11 protein-coding genes are annotated in these 13,857 nt (G+C 59.4%); 4 read left to right on the forward strand and 7 right to left on the reverse strand.

What is annotated here, in order from left to right; all coding sequences use genetic code 11:
- The 4 genes from guaA to B3P22_RS15740 all read left to right on the forward strand — a co-directional run.
- Positions 1–846, forward strand: an 846-nt coding sequence (gene guaA / locus B3P22_RS15725; protein WP_296271629.1) for a glutamine-hydrolyzing GMP synthase, incomplete at its 5' end; no start/stop codon positions are given.
- Between the two features lie 301 nt (positions 847–1,147).
- Entirely contained in the window at positions 1,148–2,404 is a 1,257-nt protein-coding gene (locus tag B3P22_RS15730; protein ID WP_296271630.1) for a site-specific integrase, read from the forward strand.
- Positions 2,405–2,464: 60 nt separating this feature from the next.
- Positions 2,465–2,740, forward strand: a complete 276-nt coding sequence (locus B3P22_RS15735) for a hypothetical protein (protein ID WP_012019489.1) — start codon at positions 2,465–2,467, stop codon at positions 2,738–2,740.
- 4 nt (positions 2,741–2,744) lie between these two features.
- The gene (locus B3P22_RS15740; RefSeq protein ID WP_296271631.1) at positions 2,745–3,269 is read left to right on the forward strand and encodes a helix-turn-helix transcriptional regulator; all 525 of its coding nucleotides are present in this window, start codon (positions 2,745–2,747) and stop codon (positions 3,267–3,269) included.
- A 14-nt stretch (positions 3,270–3,283) separates the two neighbouring features.
- Here B3P22_RS15740 and B3P22_RS15745 read toward each other — a convergent pair whose 3' ends face one another.
- The 7 genes from B3P22_RS15745 to hsdR all read right to left on the reverse strand — a co-directional run bounded on the left by B3P22_RS15745 (position 3,284) and on the right by hsdR (position 13,140).
- A complete protein-coding gene (locus tag B3P22_RS15745) occupies positions 3,284–3,667 on the reverse strand; it encodes an AlpA family phage regulatory protein (protein ID WP_349681635.1) in 384 nt (127 codons plus the stop codon).
- Positions 3,668–3,879: 212 nt separating this feature from the next.
- Positions 3,880–5,343 (reverse strand): restriction endonuclease subunit S, encoded by a 1,464-nt coding sequence (locus B3P22_RS15750; RefSeq protein ID WP_296271632.1) that lies wholly within the window; start codon positions 5,341–5,343, stop codon positions 3,880–3,882.
- Positions 5,336–6,883, reverse strand: coding sequence for an HsdM family class I SAM-dependent methyltransferase (locus B3P22_RS15755; protein WP_296271633.1), 1,548 nt, complete (start codon positions 6,881–6,883; stop codon positions 5,336–5,338). The genes B3P22_RS15750 and B3P22_RS15755 overlap by 8 nt, the downstream gene beginning before the upstream one ends.
- A gap of 132 nt (positions 6,884–7,015) precedes the next feature.
- Positions 7,016–7,549 carry a hypothetical protein gene (locus B3P22_RS15760; RefSeq protein WP_296271634.1) on the reverse strand — a complete coding sequence of 178 codons (534 nt, stop codon included), beginning with the start codon at positions 7,547–7,549 and terminating at the stop codon, positions 7,016–7,018.
- On the reverse strand, positions 7,546–8,733 hold the full coding sequence (locus B3P22_RS15765) for an AAA family ATPase (RefSeq protein WP_296271635.1): 1,188 nt from the start codon (positions 8,731–8,733) through the stop codon (positions 7,546–7,548). Before B3P22_RS15765 ends, B3P22_RS15760 begins: the two co-directional genes overlap by 4 nt.
- Before the next feature lie 249 nt (positions 8,734–8,982).
- Positions 8,983–9,642 carry a hypothetical protein gene (locus B3P22_RS15770; RefSeq protein ID WP_296271636.1) on the reverse strand — a complete coding sequence of 220 codons (660 nt, stop codon included), beginning with the start codon at positions 9,640–9,642 and terminating at the stop codon, positions 8,983–8,985.
- A 21-nt stretch (positions 9,643–9,663) separates the two neighbouring features.
- Positions 9,664–13,140 (reverse strand): type I restriction-modification system endonuclease, encoded by a 3,477-nt coding sequence (gene hsdR, locus B3P22_RS15775; RefSeq protein WP_296271637.1) that lies wholly within the window; start codon positions 13,138–13,140, stop codon positions 9,664–9,666.
- Positions 13,141–13,857 lie beyond the last annotated feature (717 nt).

Here is a 13,857-nt window from a genome sequence, read left to right on the forward strand (position 1 = left end):
GCGCTGCTGCACAAGGCCATCGGCCCGCAGCTGACCTGCGTGTTCGTCGACAACGGCCTGCTGCGCCTGCACGAAGGTGACCAGGTCATGGCCATGTTCGCCGAGAACATGGGCGTCAAGGTCATCCGTGCCAACGCCGAAGAACAGTTCCTCGGCAACCTGGCCGGCGAAGCGGATCCAGAGAAGAAGCGCAAGATCATCGGACGCACCTTCATCGACGTGTTCGATGCCGAGGCCAGCAAGCTGGACAACATCCAGTTCCTCGCCCAGGGCACCATCTACCCGGACGTGATCGAGTCGGCTGGCGCCAAGAGCGGCAAGGCCCACGTGATCAAATCGCACCACAACGTCGGTGGCCTGCCGGAGGAGATGAACCTCAAGCTGGTAGAACCGCTGCGTGAACTGTTCAAGGACGAAGTGCGCAAGATCGGCCTGGAGCTGGGCCTGCCCTACGACATGGTCTACCGCCACCCGTTCCCGGGCCCTGGCCTGGGTGTGCGCATCCTCGGCGAGGTGAAGAAGGAATACGCCGACATCCTGCGCCGCGCCGATCACATCTTCATCGAAGAGCTGCGCAAGGCCGACTGGTACCACAAGACCAGCCAGGCGTTCGTGGTGTTCCAGCCGGTGAAATCGGTCGGCGTGGTCGGTGACGGTCGCCGCTACGCCTGGGTCGTCGCCCTGCGCGCCGTGGAAACCGTGGACTTCATGACCGCTCGCTGGGCGCACCTGCCCTACGAGCTGCTGGAAACCGTCAGCGGCCGGATCATCAACGAGATCGACGGCATCTCCCGCGTCACCTACGACGTGTCGAGCAAGCCGCCTGCGACCATCGAGTGGGAGTGATGTAGGGTCCTTCTGGGCTCATTGAGATGTATCGATAGCCAATTGCAACGTGTTGATTTAAAAGAAAATTCGTTGCAATGGTTATCGAGGCCTATCGCCGATCAGCAGAACGGATTGGCGGTAGCGGTGACGGTAGTAAACAGCGGTCGGATTGAGACCGTTCTGTTTACTATCCGGTCAAAACCGGTCTTTGACGGTAAATCGCTCCTTGGGAAAGCTTGCCCTGTGCGGCTTTCCCGGCATCAACAGGTCTCCTGACCCTTGACGGTAAAAGCCGTCATGAACAGGAGTAAAAACCTCGATGCTTACTGATACCAAACTGCGCAATCTCAAGCCCAAGTCCAAGCTGTACAAGGCTTCCGACCGCGATGGTATGTACGTGACGGTATCGCCTACCGGTACCGTCACCTTTCGCTACGACTACCGTCTCAATGGACGCAGAGAAACGCTGACCATCGGGCGCTATGGGCCAACTGGCATTTCCCTGGCCATGGCTCGCGAGAAGCTGCTCGATGCCAAGCGCATGGTCGCTCTGGGCAAGTCTCCCTCCCTGGAGAAGCAGCGCGCTAAGCGGCGCCTGAACGCTGCCAAGAATTTCGGTGAAACGCTGACGAAGTGGTTGGCCGGTGCGCGCATGGCGGACAGCACTCGCGCGATGCGTAGAAGCATCATCGACCGCGACATCCTGCCGGTCTTCGAAAATCGGCTGCTGACCGAAATCACCCCTGACGATCTGCGAGCCCTATGTGCCAAGGTGAAGGCTCGCGGGGCACCGGCAACTGCGGTCCATATTCGCGACATCGTAAAACAGGTCTATGCGTTCGCGATCCTGCATGGCGAGAAGGTCGAGAATCCGGCTGACGACGTTAAGGCGTCTTCCATCGCTATTTTCGCGCCGAAGGACCGGGCGCTGAGCCCGACCGAAATTCGGCTGGCCTTCCACCAACTGGAGACTATCGCCGCGTATCCCACGATCAAGCTGGCCTTGCGGCTGGTGCTGCTGACCTTGGTTCGCAAGAGCGAGTTGATCGAGGCGACCTGGGACGAGGTGGACTTCGAGAATGCCACCTGGACGATCTCCAAGGAGCGGATGAAGGGGCGTAACCCGCACGTTGTCTACTTGTCGCGCCAGGCCTTGGATATCTTCGTGGCCCTGCACACCTGTGCGGCCGGTTCCCGCTATGTGTTGCCCTCGCGCTATGACATCTACCGCTGCATGTCGCACGCCACCCTGAACCGCATCACCCAGCTCATTGCCTCACGTGCGAAGGAAGCAGGCCTGCCGTTGGAGCCGTTCACCGTCCACGACCTGCGCAGGACGGGTTCCACGCTACTCAACGAGGTGGGCTTCAACGGCGATTGGATCGAGAAATGCCTGGCTCACGAGGATGGTCGCTCCTCGCGCTCGGTCTACAACAAGGCCGAGTACGCGGAGCAGCGCCGGCACATGCTGCAGGAGTGGGCGGACATGATCGACGCTTGGATCGACGGCCGCACTCATGTTCCCAAGCTGCTGCCGGACAGCGTTGTAGTGCCGGTGTTGAGTGCCACGGTTTAAGGAAAGCGAAAGGTTGTCAGTTGACAACCTTGCCGATCATGCGAATACTGGAGATCACTGATGACCCGTCCTTCTCACTCGAAGAAAGAGGTCGAAGAAGCACTCAGGCATGCCGAAGAGCAGGGCTGGCGCATAGAGCTGGGTGGTAGCCACGCTTGGGGACGAATCTATTGTCCCTACAACGATGAAGAGTGCCGCTGCGGCGAGTTCTGCATCACCAGTGTGTGGAGTACACCGAAGAACCCAGGCAACCATGCGCGTGCCCTTCGGCGCGTCGTCGACAACTGCACCACGCACCGTAAACAGCGGCAGACCGCTGAAGGCGCAGAGGAGTAGCGCTATGGAATACATCTTCACACTGAAATACCAACTGGCCGACGATGACCGTGACCCGGAAGCGTTGGTCGAGCGCCTCGGCGAGGCCGGCTGCGACGATGCCTTGATCGGCATTGGTCAGCCAGGCCGACTGGCGCTGGAGTTCACCCGTGAAGCGGAGAATGCTGAGGCGGCTGTGTGCAGCGCACTGGCCGACGTGCGCAGTGCGGTACCGTCGGCAAGGCTGATCGAGGTGGCGCCGGATCTGGTCGGTCTCACCGATGTGGCGGAGATCGTCGGCGTATCGCGCCAGAACATGCGCAAGCTGATGCTGGCTTATCCGGGCAGTTTCCCTGCGCCGGTGCATGAGGGCAGTGCATCGATCTGGCACCTGGCGGACGTGCTGACCTGGCTGCAGGCCAAAGGCAGCTATTTGCTGCCTGGCGGTGTCTTGGACGTGGCTCAGGTGGCCCTGCAGGTCAATCTAGCCAAGGAAGAACGACGACTCACTCGCCCGACCTCCAAGGAACTTCAGGCCCTTGTCGGATGAGGCCGGCGCCGACTTCATGTTTGGCTTGAGCCCGCCCGGACAGGGCGGGTTTTCCTGAGGTAAACATCCGGCTTGCTGATATTGACCCGAGGCGCCCGCTTGCGCTCCTCGATCCAGGCTTCTACCTCGGCCAGGTCCCAGACCACGCAACGTGGTGTGAGGTTGAAGCGCCTGGGGAACTCGCCACGACGCTCCATCTCGTAGATCGTTGATTCAGCCAGGGGCACGATCTGTCTTAGCTCATGCTTGCGAATCGTGCGCCGGAAGGGCAGAGGACTGCCCTTCGGGAACTGCGGAAGCGACTCGTAGGCTTCCGTGCCCGGTAAGGGGAGGGACTGATCAGAGTCGGTATCAAAACTCTCGGTTGTACGCGAAGAAGTATCCATCTCTATCTCCATGATTACGCTCCATGGGGAGATGGTGGATGCCGGTATTTATCGGAACAACATGCTGTGGCGTAGCCTGGTGCAGATGCTGCTCCGTGTAGTGGTCAAGACCAGGGCCAGAAGTGCTACAGGAAAAATTTAGGGTTCATATATGCTGACCTCTCATGTTTGGCTATGAAGGGCACCATAACGAACCCCAAACCTATTTCAAGTCCTTACCTTGTTTATGCCGAAGCCTTTCTGCCGCGCTTGGCCTTGGGGGCGGCAGCGCGTTGGGCTTGGATGCGTTCCAGCAGCACGCTGGCCGGTTCGTCGCTCGGGTCTTGCGGCACCAGTTCACCACGGAAGGCTTTGGCCAAGATGCTTTGGGTCAGATGGTCGATACGGCTTTTGGCTGAGGCGACCTTGGCTTCCAGTTGGTCGGCGAAGGCAAACAGCTGCTCGACGCGGCGGACGATTTCGGTCTGTTCGACGCGAGGTGGCAATGGAATTTGGAGGGCTCTCACATCCCCGATGTTTATGCCGCGAACGGCTACACCACGGGTGGCGTTTTTCATTCGGCGCTGTGTTGAGTCCGCCAGCAATGCCCAATAGACGAAGTCAGCTGAAACTAGCGGTGATATTGATAGGCGGGCCGTATCCTGCGTGATATTCGCACCTTCAAGGTTCGCTGGAATTTTGATCAGACGCCCCACACTACCTCGAATGGATAACAGCAGGTCTCCCTCCATAAGACGCGCTCGCTTGAACTGCTCATCAATTTCTGAGCTGGTCTTTTTGATGTTTGCCATGTTGAGTTTGTTGCCTGGGAAGTCCGCAACTCGGATATACGGAATTCCCTCGTCCAACTCTGGGCCCGGCTTCAGAATGCCGTACGTGATCGGTCGTCCTGGGACACAAATGTCACGTAGTTCGGCTATATCCCAAGTCTCCGGTAAATCCTCCGGGCTTAGATCATGGGCTTCCTCTGTTGGGTCGGAGGCATTGCCACGGGCATGCCCACCTTCCGCTGCATGAGCCTCTTTAATTTGGCGGTGCAGTACATAGCCGTTATCAATGGAGACGCCATTTGAGCGCCACTCCTCCGTCAACCTCCCAGAAGCCGCTGCGGCGAGGACGGATTGGCGGAAGCGTTTGAGCAGTGCGGGGATGCTGTCGATGCGGACTTTGAGGGTGTCGACCTGGGTCAGTAGTTCATCCAGCTTGGTGGTGATGCGGGTTTGTTCGGCGAGCGGTGGAAGGCTCACTTCATGCGCTTTTATCACCGCTTGTGAAATATTTGGTTGAGCCCCTCCTTTCCCTTTCTTGATGAACGCATCTTTTTCGTTCTGCAGCAGTCGGTATAGGAACTCTGAAGAGGTCAAACCTTCGATTGGAGCACCCACAGCACAGGCTTGGTTCGTTGCAGCATCCACTCCAAGAATGGCCGTTTTTCCGATTGTGGCTCCGTACATAGCAATGGCTACTGAGCCCGCAGGAAAGATTTTGGCGCTGGATCCACTCACGGCAGCTTCAGTGATGTTCTCTTCAGTGCTTTTCACGTAGCGAGCATTTAGCTCGCCACTTTTAATCCAGGGTATTGAACCACCGTAGAAGTTCGACTCACTGCGCGAAGGAGTTCCGCCTGATCCCCACGTTGCGATCTCACCGAGTGAGCATTGAACCCACCCCTCTGGCAACTCACTCATCCCCCGCCTCCTGAACCACTGAAAGCCCCATCACCTCCGCCATCAGTTGCTTCTGCGCCGCCACTTCATCGCCGGCACCCAGCGCTTTCATCAGCTCTTCCAGCTCGTGCAGGGCTTCGGTCAGTTCGGCCATGGCTTCGCCGGCCAGCACTTCCGGGGCGGGCAAATCGGCCGCATCCAGGCTATCGGCATCCTTTAGCCAGCTGATGTCCAGGGAGTCGCCACGCTCGCGGATCTGCTCGCGGGTAAACACTCGGAAGCGGCTCAGTTCGCCGACACCTTCGACATTTTCGGCGCGTGGGCTGTTGCCGTTGGGGTCATCGCCGTAAGCGTCCTCGAAGGGCTTGAGGTGTTGAGCGCCGAACGGCGTGCGTTTGCCGAAGGTGGGCATATTGCTGCGCAGGTCATAGACCCATACGCGCTGGGTGCAGCCTTGTTCCTGTCGCGGGTTGGCGGCAGTGCCTTTCTGGAAGAACAGCACATTGGTCTTCACGCCCTGGGCATAGAAGATGCCGGTGGGCAGGCGCAGGATGGTGTGCAGGTTGCACTTGTCCATCAGGTCGCGGCGTACCTCGGTGCCGACGCCGGCTTCGAACAGCACGTTATCCGGCAGTACCACGGCGGCCCGGCCACCGGGTTTGAGGCCACGGTAGATGTGCTGCAGGAAGGCCAACTGCTTGTTGCTGGTCTTGTAGGTGAGGTCGTCGCGGGTTGGGCCGCCGCCGCCTTTGGCGGTGCCGAACGGCGGGTTGGAGAGAATCACCTCGACCTTGGGCTGGCTGGCGCCGACCTGGCCAAGGGCATTGCCGAGGTGCACCACGCCTTCCTCGTCGCCTTCCATGCCGTGCAGCAGGGTGTTCATCAGGGCCAGGCGGCGAGTGCCGGGCACCAGTTCGATGCCAACAAAGGCCTTGTTGCGCTGAAAGCTGCGGGCTTTCTCATCGAGGTCGTAGAGGTCGTCGGTGTGGCGCTTGATATACGCGTCGGCGGCAATCAGGAAGCCTGCGGTGCCAGCGGCTGGGTCCTGGATGGTTTCACCGGGCTGCGGCTTGAGGCAGTTGATGATGCTGTCGATCAGCGGGCGCGGGGTGAAGTACTGGCCAGCGCCAGATTTGGTTTCGTTGGCGTTCTTTTCCAGCAGGCCTTCGTACAGATCGCCGAGACCATCCTGGCGAGCGCTGAACCAGTCGATGCCGTCCAGGCTTTTGATCAACTGCTCCAGGTGGCGCGGCTCTTTCAGACGCGTTTGAGCATCGGCGTAGATGGCGGCGATCAGTGGGTCGCTGTTCTTGCCCAAATCCAGCAGCATCTGCCGATAGTGGTCGAGCAGGTTGAGACCGGATTTGTCGGTGAGATCCGGCCAGCGTGCGCCTGCGGGTAGCTTGTGCTCGAACTGGTTGCCGCTCTGGGCCTGTTCGAATTCCATCTTGATAAACAGCAGCAGCACCAGTTCGGTGACGTAGTCGCTGTAGTTGATGCCGTCGTCGCGCAGCACGTCGCAGAGGTTCCAGAGCTTCTGGACGATGTCGGAGTTGGTCATGGGGCTTCCTAGCAGAAATAAAAAACCCGCACGATTTGTGCGTGGCTGCCGGGGCAGTCAGAGGCATGGCGGGTATGTGGTTGCCGAGGGTAGTGGCCGAGGCAGGGCTTTTCAAGGATGGCCATATGAGCCTTAGTTGCCCGCTGGGGGCTGCAGTGCGGTACGTACCTGGGTGACGGCGGCATTGCGTCCGGCATCCAGTATCTGTCGGGTGAAGAGCGTTGCGTAGGCCGAGGCGTCAGTGTGCCTGCCATCCAGGCGGGGATGCAGGCGAGCCTTCAGCTGTTGGCTGTTCTCATGTTGGCCTACCGCTTCCCCCAGCGTATCGAGCAAAGCCCCTTCAAGGCATTGTGGCTGCCAAAGAATGATTTCATAGCCCTCTTTGGCAGCGCGTTTGTAGTCCGCTTCGTCAGGTGGCAGGTCGGCATCCAGCAGGAACAGGCGTCGGTCATAGTCCTTGCCCTGGTATTTGCGAATGGCGTGGGTGATGACGTTGCCCGGTGAGCCGCCATCACCTGCTTCGACCTTGACGCTGATGCCGCTGTCGCGTGGGCAGTAGAGCTGTTTCATATGGCTTATGAAGGCTCGGTCATCCGCACCTTCACCCACTACTAGCAGGGTGCTGCGCATAAGGTTGCGCTGCGCCTTGCGCACTGCTCGCTTCATAGATCCGGCACCCCACCGAGGGCACCTGCCATGTATTTGGCATAGAGGTTGTCGTCGGCTCGTAGGCCCTGAACTTCATCCAGGCGCCAGGCTTCGGAGCACTGGTCACGCTTCTCGCAGAGGTAGACCTGATGCTTCTGCAAATGGTTGAGCAACTCCGGTGTGTGACAGGTGAAGATCAATTGGGCTTGATGCGGGTTGCTGTGTTCGAAACGGAACCAGTCGAGCATGCGTGGCATCAGGTGCGGGTGCAGGTCGTTGTCGATTTCATCGATAACGGCGATACCGCCAAACTCCAAGGCATGCAGGATTTTCCCTAGCAGCACGAAAGCGGACTGTGTACCGCTGGATTCGTCAAAGAAGCTCAGCTCGAACTCGTAACCAGCGTTGTTTCGGTGCAGTCCAACGGGCTCATGCAGCGTACTTGTGCTGCCATCTTCACGGGTGATTTCGCGCTGGCGAATGGCGATGTCGCTCAAGCCAAGGTCAAACTCGCGCATGGCTTCTACCATGCGTGCCTTGATCTGCGGCGCCTGCTCATAATCCCGCGCAGCGACAAACACCTCCCCATGCTGGAAATGCTGCCGGCCCATGGCGTTGACGTTGCTGGTCACCCGCTCGAAATACTCGATGAAAGGCCTTGCTTCGCGAATGTCGTAGCTGTGGGCGGCGGCCAGCAGCGACGCATTGGCACGAATGCTTTCGGCCTGCGCCTTGGGGAAGGGAAAGCCTTTTTGCTTGAAGCTGAAGCCTTCGCCATTGCGCTCGCGGCGGAACAGGTAACTGAACTGGCTGCTGGTTCGTTGAAGCAGGACTTCTCGGATCACCTGCCCCGACTGAAGGGCGAGCTGGTAGCGATGTTCGACACCGGCCAGTAGGAAGTCGACTTCAATACGTGTCTCTTCAGCGGCGAGCAGGCGATGAGGGCGGTAGAGAATCGCGCTGTCCGGGTCGTTAGCCAGAAACGAATCACAGACAAACCAACCGAGAAACGCCAGCGGCTTGATGAGCTGTGTCTTGCCTGAACCATTGGCGCCAACCACCGCTATGACTTTATTCAGTCGGCTGCCATCAGCCAGGTCGATATCGAAGCCGGAGGGAGTGGGTTTTTTGCCGAGGGTGAAGTCGACTTCGGTTTCGTCAGCAAAGCTGTAGAAGTTCGAGATACGGATGGACTTGATCATATTCTTCGGCTTCTAACGAAATTTTGTCGATTCTTTGCTTTAACTAATTTTTTAGCAAGCTTAAAAATAGAGGGGTCTTAGCGTTTCGAGGCGAGCGAGTTGTGCTTGGCGCTCCCGCAGCGGGGGAGGCTGTGCGGCCGGGGGCAGGATGGGGTGCCGACGGGTTGCTCACCCAATGAGCCGATTAGCAGGTTTATTCGGCTCATTGGGTGAGCTGATTGTGTGGGCTAACCGGCTCTGCGTTTCGTTTCAGCAGCCAGGTACCCGCAGTTGCTGGCCGACAGTGACGGCTGTGACCTGAACAGCGTTGAGGGCTTGGCGGGCAACGGGGTCGAACTGGCGGTTGCAGTTGAACTGGCCATCCATAACCCAGTCCTCGCCCATGGTCTTGATCATCTGGTTACGCCAGATATCGGCGGCCTCAATGGCAGCGTCCTCAACCTGCACGGCTTCCAGCAGCACTTCCATAAAATCGACAGCGCGCGGGCCTTCCCAGTGGCCGTAAACGGATGGGTCGTATGAGTTTCCGCAACCGCTCAGGCAATCGGCGTGGTAGCTCAAGCCGCCGCCAGAGGCTTGTTCAAAAGCACCGAAAGTCAGGGGTTGGCCAGGGGCCGGAGCGTAGTCGCCAACGAATTGGGTCAGGTCAGCTTGGCACTGGGGGGTTAGTTCCAGGCGCAACGCACTGACGGTGTCTTCAGTAATGGTGGCGGTGATGTTGCAGCCCTGAACGCGGAACTTGTGCTCGTCGCCAAAAGATTCGCGGGGAATGCCCGCAATGGACTCGAAGTAGCGCTGGTTAGTGCCGAGCATTTCGCCGTTGAACACTTCAGCCACGGTGGTCGCCTGAACCAGGGTGCAGGCACCGAGCAGCACGCTGCCAATTAGGGTTTGGGGGAGCTTTTGCATGGGGACTTCCTTGCCGTTGGGTTAGCTGGCCTGGGGCCAGAGATGTTGGTTGAGCGTGTCCAGTACTGTATCCAGGTTGCCGCCTAGGTTGCGATCCAGCGCCTTGAGGCCGCCGTCATTACGGAAGGCATCGTTGACCTGCTGCGGATCAATGACCACTTCATGCACCAGTTGCTTGGCCAGGCGATCCAGCCATTTGCGTTGCACAGGCGTCCAGGGTTGCAGGGAGTAGATAGTCTGCATGGCCTTGGCCACACGTTGGTCGAAGGGCAGCAGGGCTTCGCCGATGGCCGCCTGGCGAATGTAGCCGATGATGCTGGCGGCGATTTCCTGGTTGGTCTGGTTGCGCCAGGCGCTTTTCAGGCTGGCTTCGCTGAAACCGTGCTGGTCGAGCAGCAGGCGGACTTCGCGCAGTTGCTCGCGAGTCAGATCCTTGGGGCGGTTGACCACAACGCCAAGGGCCGCTGACTGGTTGAGTTGGCTGCGAATAAAGTCGTTGAAGCTTTCCAGGTAGTCAGCCGGCTTCTGGTTTTGTCCGTAGTTTTGCTCGCGCAGCAGCAGTTCGTCGCTGTGGGTGGAGATAACCGGGTAGTTCTCCGAACCGAGCAGGGCGCTGACGGCAGCGAGCTGGTTGAGCAACTGGCTGTGTTGGCGGACGAAGTTGGCCGCTTGCTGCGGGCCAAGGTCGTGCAGGTGTTTGTGCAGTTGGGCAGGTTCGACCCCCCAGGCATCCTGCAGCTCATCGAGCTTTTGCTTCAGCGTGGGTTTGTCCTCGGCCTTGTGCTGGGCCTTGCGCAGGATGCGCATGACGCGCTGGCTCAGCTGGTCAAGCACGTCATGGGCGTGGCTGCTGTCGTCCTGACTGCCAGGGGCGTCATGGCTGGCTCCGCTGGTGAGTTCGCTGACCAGTTGCTCCAGGCTGATGTTGGGGTTCTTCACCAGGGGTTTCATGGTGTCGACCGCTTCCAGGCTGGCGTAAAGATCGACGGGGTCGTAGATGCGGAATACGGTTTTGCCGATGTCGTCGCAGCGGCGGGTGGCACGGCCTTTCATCTGCTCGTAGAGGATGCGTGAGCGCACCCGGCGCATGAAGACCAGGTTGCAGATCTTCGGTACGTCGATACCGGTGGTGAGCAGGTCGACGGTGATGGCGATATTGGGGTTGGGCTCGTTCTTGTAGCGGCGAATAAGCTGCTCAACCTTGTCGCTTTGCCCGGTGATGATGCGCACGGCCGCTTCGTTGTATTGCTCGCCGTAGGCCTCTTTGAAGGCATCGTCGAGCAGGTTCTTCACCCGTTCGGCGTGGGCCTGGTTGACGCAGAAGATCATGGTCTTCTCTTCGCCAAAGGGGTCCAGCTCCTTGGCCAGTTCAGCACAGATGACCTTGTCGAAGGCTGGGGTGATCACGCGGCGGTTGAACGACTCGATGTTGAAGTTGAGTTCATCTTCCAGCTCGGCTACGTCGACTTCGCCGGTCTGGGTGTTGATGACGCTGACCGACTCGCCTTTCTCGAAGCGGATACCGTGCTTGCTGAGCTGGGTTTCATAGCGGATCGGTGGTTCGTGATCCACCAGCCAGGCGTCGGCCACTGCTTCGCGGTAGCTGTAGGTGAATACCGGTTTGCCGAAAATTTCGCTGGTGTGCTTGGCCGGGGTGGCGGTGAGGCCGATGCGGCAGGCGTCGAAGTGGTCGAGCACGCGGCGGTATTGCGAGAGGTACTGGCTGTGATCACGCACGGCCAACTCACCTTCGGTCATTTCCTGGTCGAGGGTATAACCCCGGTGGGCTTCGTCAACGATGATGCAGTCGAATTCGCCCACGGGCGGCGGGTTATCCGAGCGGAAGATGCGGCTGACCATGGCTTGCACGGTAGCGACCTGGACGCGGGTCTCCGCCTCGGCGGCCATGTCGCCCAACTCTTTGATGTCGTAGATCTGCGCCAGGGTGTGGTTCTGCTCAAGCGTGGTGTCGTTGAACGAGTCAATGGCCTGTTGGCCGAGGGCGCTGCGGTCGACCAGAAACAGGATGCGTTTGAAGCGCTCGGCTTTCAGGAATCGGTACATCAGGCCAATGATGGTGCGGGTTTTACCGGTGCCGGTGGCCATGGCCAGCAGGCAGTCACGCTGATTGTTGGCCAGGGCCTGCTCCACGGCCTGGATGGCTTTCTCCTGGTAGTCGCGCAGCTTGAGGTAGGAGAAGCCTTCGGCCTTGAGCTTGGCCTCGGCGTCTGCCTGGCTCCGTTTGAGCAGGTCGAGCAGGTCATTCGGGGTGTGGAAATCAGGCAGCGGCCTGCGCGTGTTGGCCGGGCTACGTAGGTCACGGAACCAGGTTCCGGACTGTTCGGCGAGCTGCTTGATAAAGGGCCGGCCGTTGCAGGCAAAGGCAAAGGGCACGCGGAAGTGACCACCCTGGCCATCGTTCCAGGGCTGCGTCTGACCTGCCAGCAGCCAGGGCTGTTGATGCTCGGCCGCCAAGTTGAACTCGCGGGCATAGCGCTCGGCTTGGGGGATGCGGTCGGCGATATTGATGCGCTTACGCTTGGCTTCAACGATGGCGATGGGCGTGAGACCGGCGAACAGTACGTAGTCGGCGCATGCTTTGGGGCTACTGGTGGGCCACTCGGCGATGGCCTTGTTCTTGCCCTTCTCCGGGCGCGCTCCCTTGCCGTAGGTGAGGTCGAGAGAGTCGGCTTCCCAGCCGGCGTCGATCAACTGCTGGTCGATCAGGATGCGGGTGAGGTCCTCGGATAGATCGAAGCTGCTGCTGGCCTGCTGAGTCAGCTTGGCGACCTGTTGGCTGGCTTGTGGCTGGGCCGCCAGTTGTTGCTGCAGGGCTTTGAGGCTTTTTTCGTGCTCACTGCGCAGCTTTTGCAACGCGGCTTCGTGTTCAGCTGCTAGTTGCTTATGGCTGCGTGATTCGGCATCCATCTGCTCGGCAAGCACGGCGTATTCTTCAGCCTCCTGCTTGAGCAGGTCGGCCAGCTTCTGGTTGCTCTCCAGTTGCTGGCTGGACTCGCTGAGCTGCGTCTTGAGCTGTTCGATCTGGCTTTGCAGATCGCGCAGCGGTGCGCTGGGATCTGAGGGGGTGACGAAGGGGCCAGGTTTGAACGCATGAGCATTCTTGCCGAACGACTGGTGATACCAGATGGCCAGAGCGCGGGCGACCTTCAAACCATCCATTGCCTCGCGATGCTGGGTGCGGAACTCATGGGTGGCTCGGTTGCCCTCGACGCGCAGGGTATGGAACAGGCTGCGGATGTTCTGATCCAGCTGGATCTCGCGGCTGAGCTTGTAGAGTAGGTCGGACTGCGTGGTGGTGGCATCGAACTCGATACCAGCGCGGCTGGCCAAGTCCTGAGCCAACGCTTCGCCGAGTTGGCGCAGTTTGATCAGTGTGGTGTTGGGGTCGCTGGCGAAGACCTGCTCGGCTGTGCTCGCAAGCTGCAGGAAGACGGGGTCGTGCTCCTGGAGAAAGGCAAAGTTACTGCTGGCCGCCATGATCGATCCTTCGGTTGCGTTCCCACTTAATAAGCCCTGTATGGCTTTATCGTGCGTAAGTGAGGGCAGCTTAACCAAGATGAGCCGAGTTTGACCATGGCATTGAGCCACTCGGTGATCCAGTGCGTATCGGCTAGCTGGTCGGACAGCTAACCGTCAATGCAAGACCATTCAGAGAACCTCCAGCCTGATCGTAGTTTGGCGTGTTAGGCACGCTTCAGAGCCAGTGCTGGCGCAGGTTTGCGGTGTAGGCGGCACGCAGACGCATTGATTGGGTGCCGTCTCCAACCCCCGTGCAGACTGCTTTCCAGGCCAACGAAGTGCCGCCTCCTTTTATCTTGCCCTCCGCTTTTTTCGTGCCTTTGTGCTCCTGAACAGGGTAATCAGGCTGGGGGATACTAAGGATCTCGCAGTCGCTGGGTGGTAGCCGAGGGCAGAGGTATCCGCGGGGCCGCGGTGCTTGAATGCGCAGGCTGAACACACGCTATCGACATCCAGATCGACGCGACAATCGACAGCTCATCAGACATGAGTCTGACCTCAAGAGCTGCGCCCGAACGATCACCGCGCCGACAGACAACGGAACGAAGTGGCGGCTGTCGAATGACTTCGGGTTGATGCTGCTGAGCAGGAGCAGTTCATCGCCAACCAGGCGTCGACAGGCCTGCCAGACTAGCAGCGCGCGACTCTGTCGATCCCTGCGCAAGAGCCAGGCAA

It is taken from the genome of Pseudomonas sp. UBA6323 (assembly GCF_002439135.1).
In the GTDB taxonomy this organism is placed as follows: Bacteria; Pseudomonadota; Gammaproteobacteria; order Pseudomonadales; family Pseudomonadaceae; genus Aquipseudomonas.

Coding starts and splice junctions, on each gene's coding strand:
- B3P22_RS15745 (WP_349681635.1), bottom strand. CDS start 3,667: ATGGAGATAGAGATGGATACTTCTTCGCGTACAACCGAGAGTTTTGAT.
- B3P22_RS15765 (WP_296271635.1), bottom strand. CDS start 8,733: ATGATCAAGTCCATCCGTATCTCGAACTTCTACAGCTTTGCTGACGAA.
- B3P22_RS15750 (WP_296271632.1), bottom strand. CDS start 5,343: ATGAGTGAGTTGCCAGAGGGGTGGGTTCAATGCTCACTCGGTGAGATC.
- hsdR (WP_296271637.1), bottom strand. CDS start 13,140: ATGGCGGCCAGCAGTAACTTTGCCTTTCTCCAGGAGCACGACCCCGTC.
- B3P22_RS15735 (WP_012019489.1), top strand. CDS start 2,465: ATGACCCGTCCTTCTCACTCGAAGAAAGAGGTCGAAGAAGCACTCAGG.
- B3P22_RS15760 (WP_296271634.1), bottom strand. CDS start 7,549: ATGAAGCGAGCAGTGCGCAAGGCGCAGCGCAACCTTATGCGCAGCACC.
- B3P22_RS15755 (WP_296271633.1), bottom strand. CDS start 6,883: ATGACCAACTCCGACATCGTCCAGAAGCTCTGGAACCTCTGCGACGTG.
- B3P22_RS15740 (WP_296271631.1), top strand. CDS start 2,745: ATGGAATACATCTTCACACTGAAATACCAACTGGCCGACGATGACCGT.
- B3P22_RS15730 (WP_296271630.1), top strand. CDS start 1,148: ATGCTTACTGATACCAAACTGCGCAATCTCAAGCCCAAGTCCAAGCTG.
- B3P22_RS15770 (WP_296271636.1), bottom strand. CDS start 9,642: ATGCAAAAGCTCCCCCAAACCCTAATTGGCAGCGTGCTGCTCGGTGCC.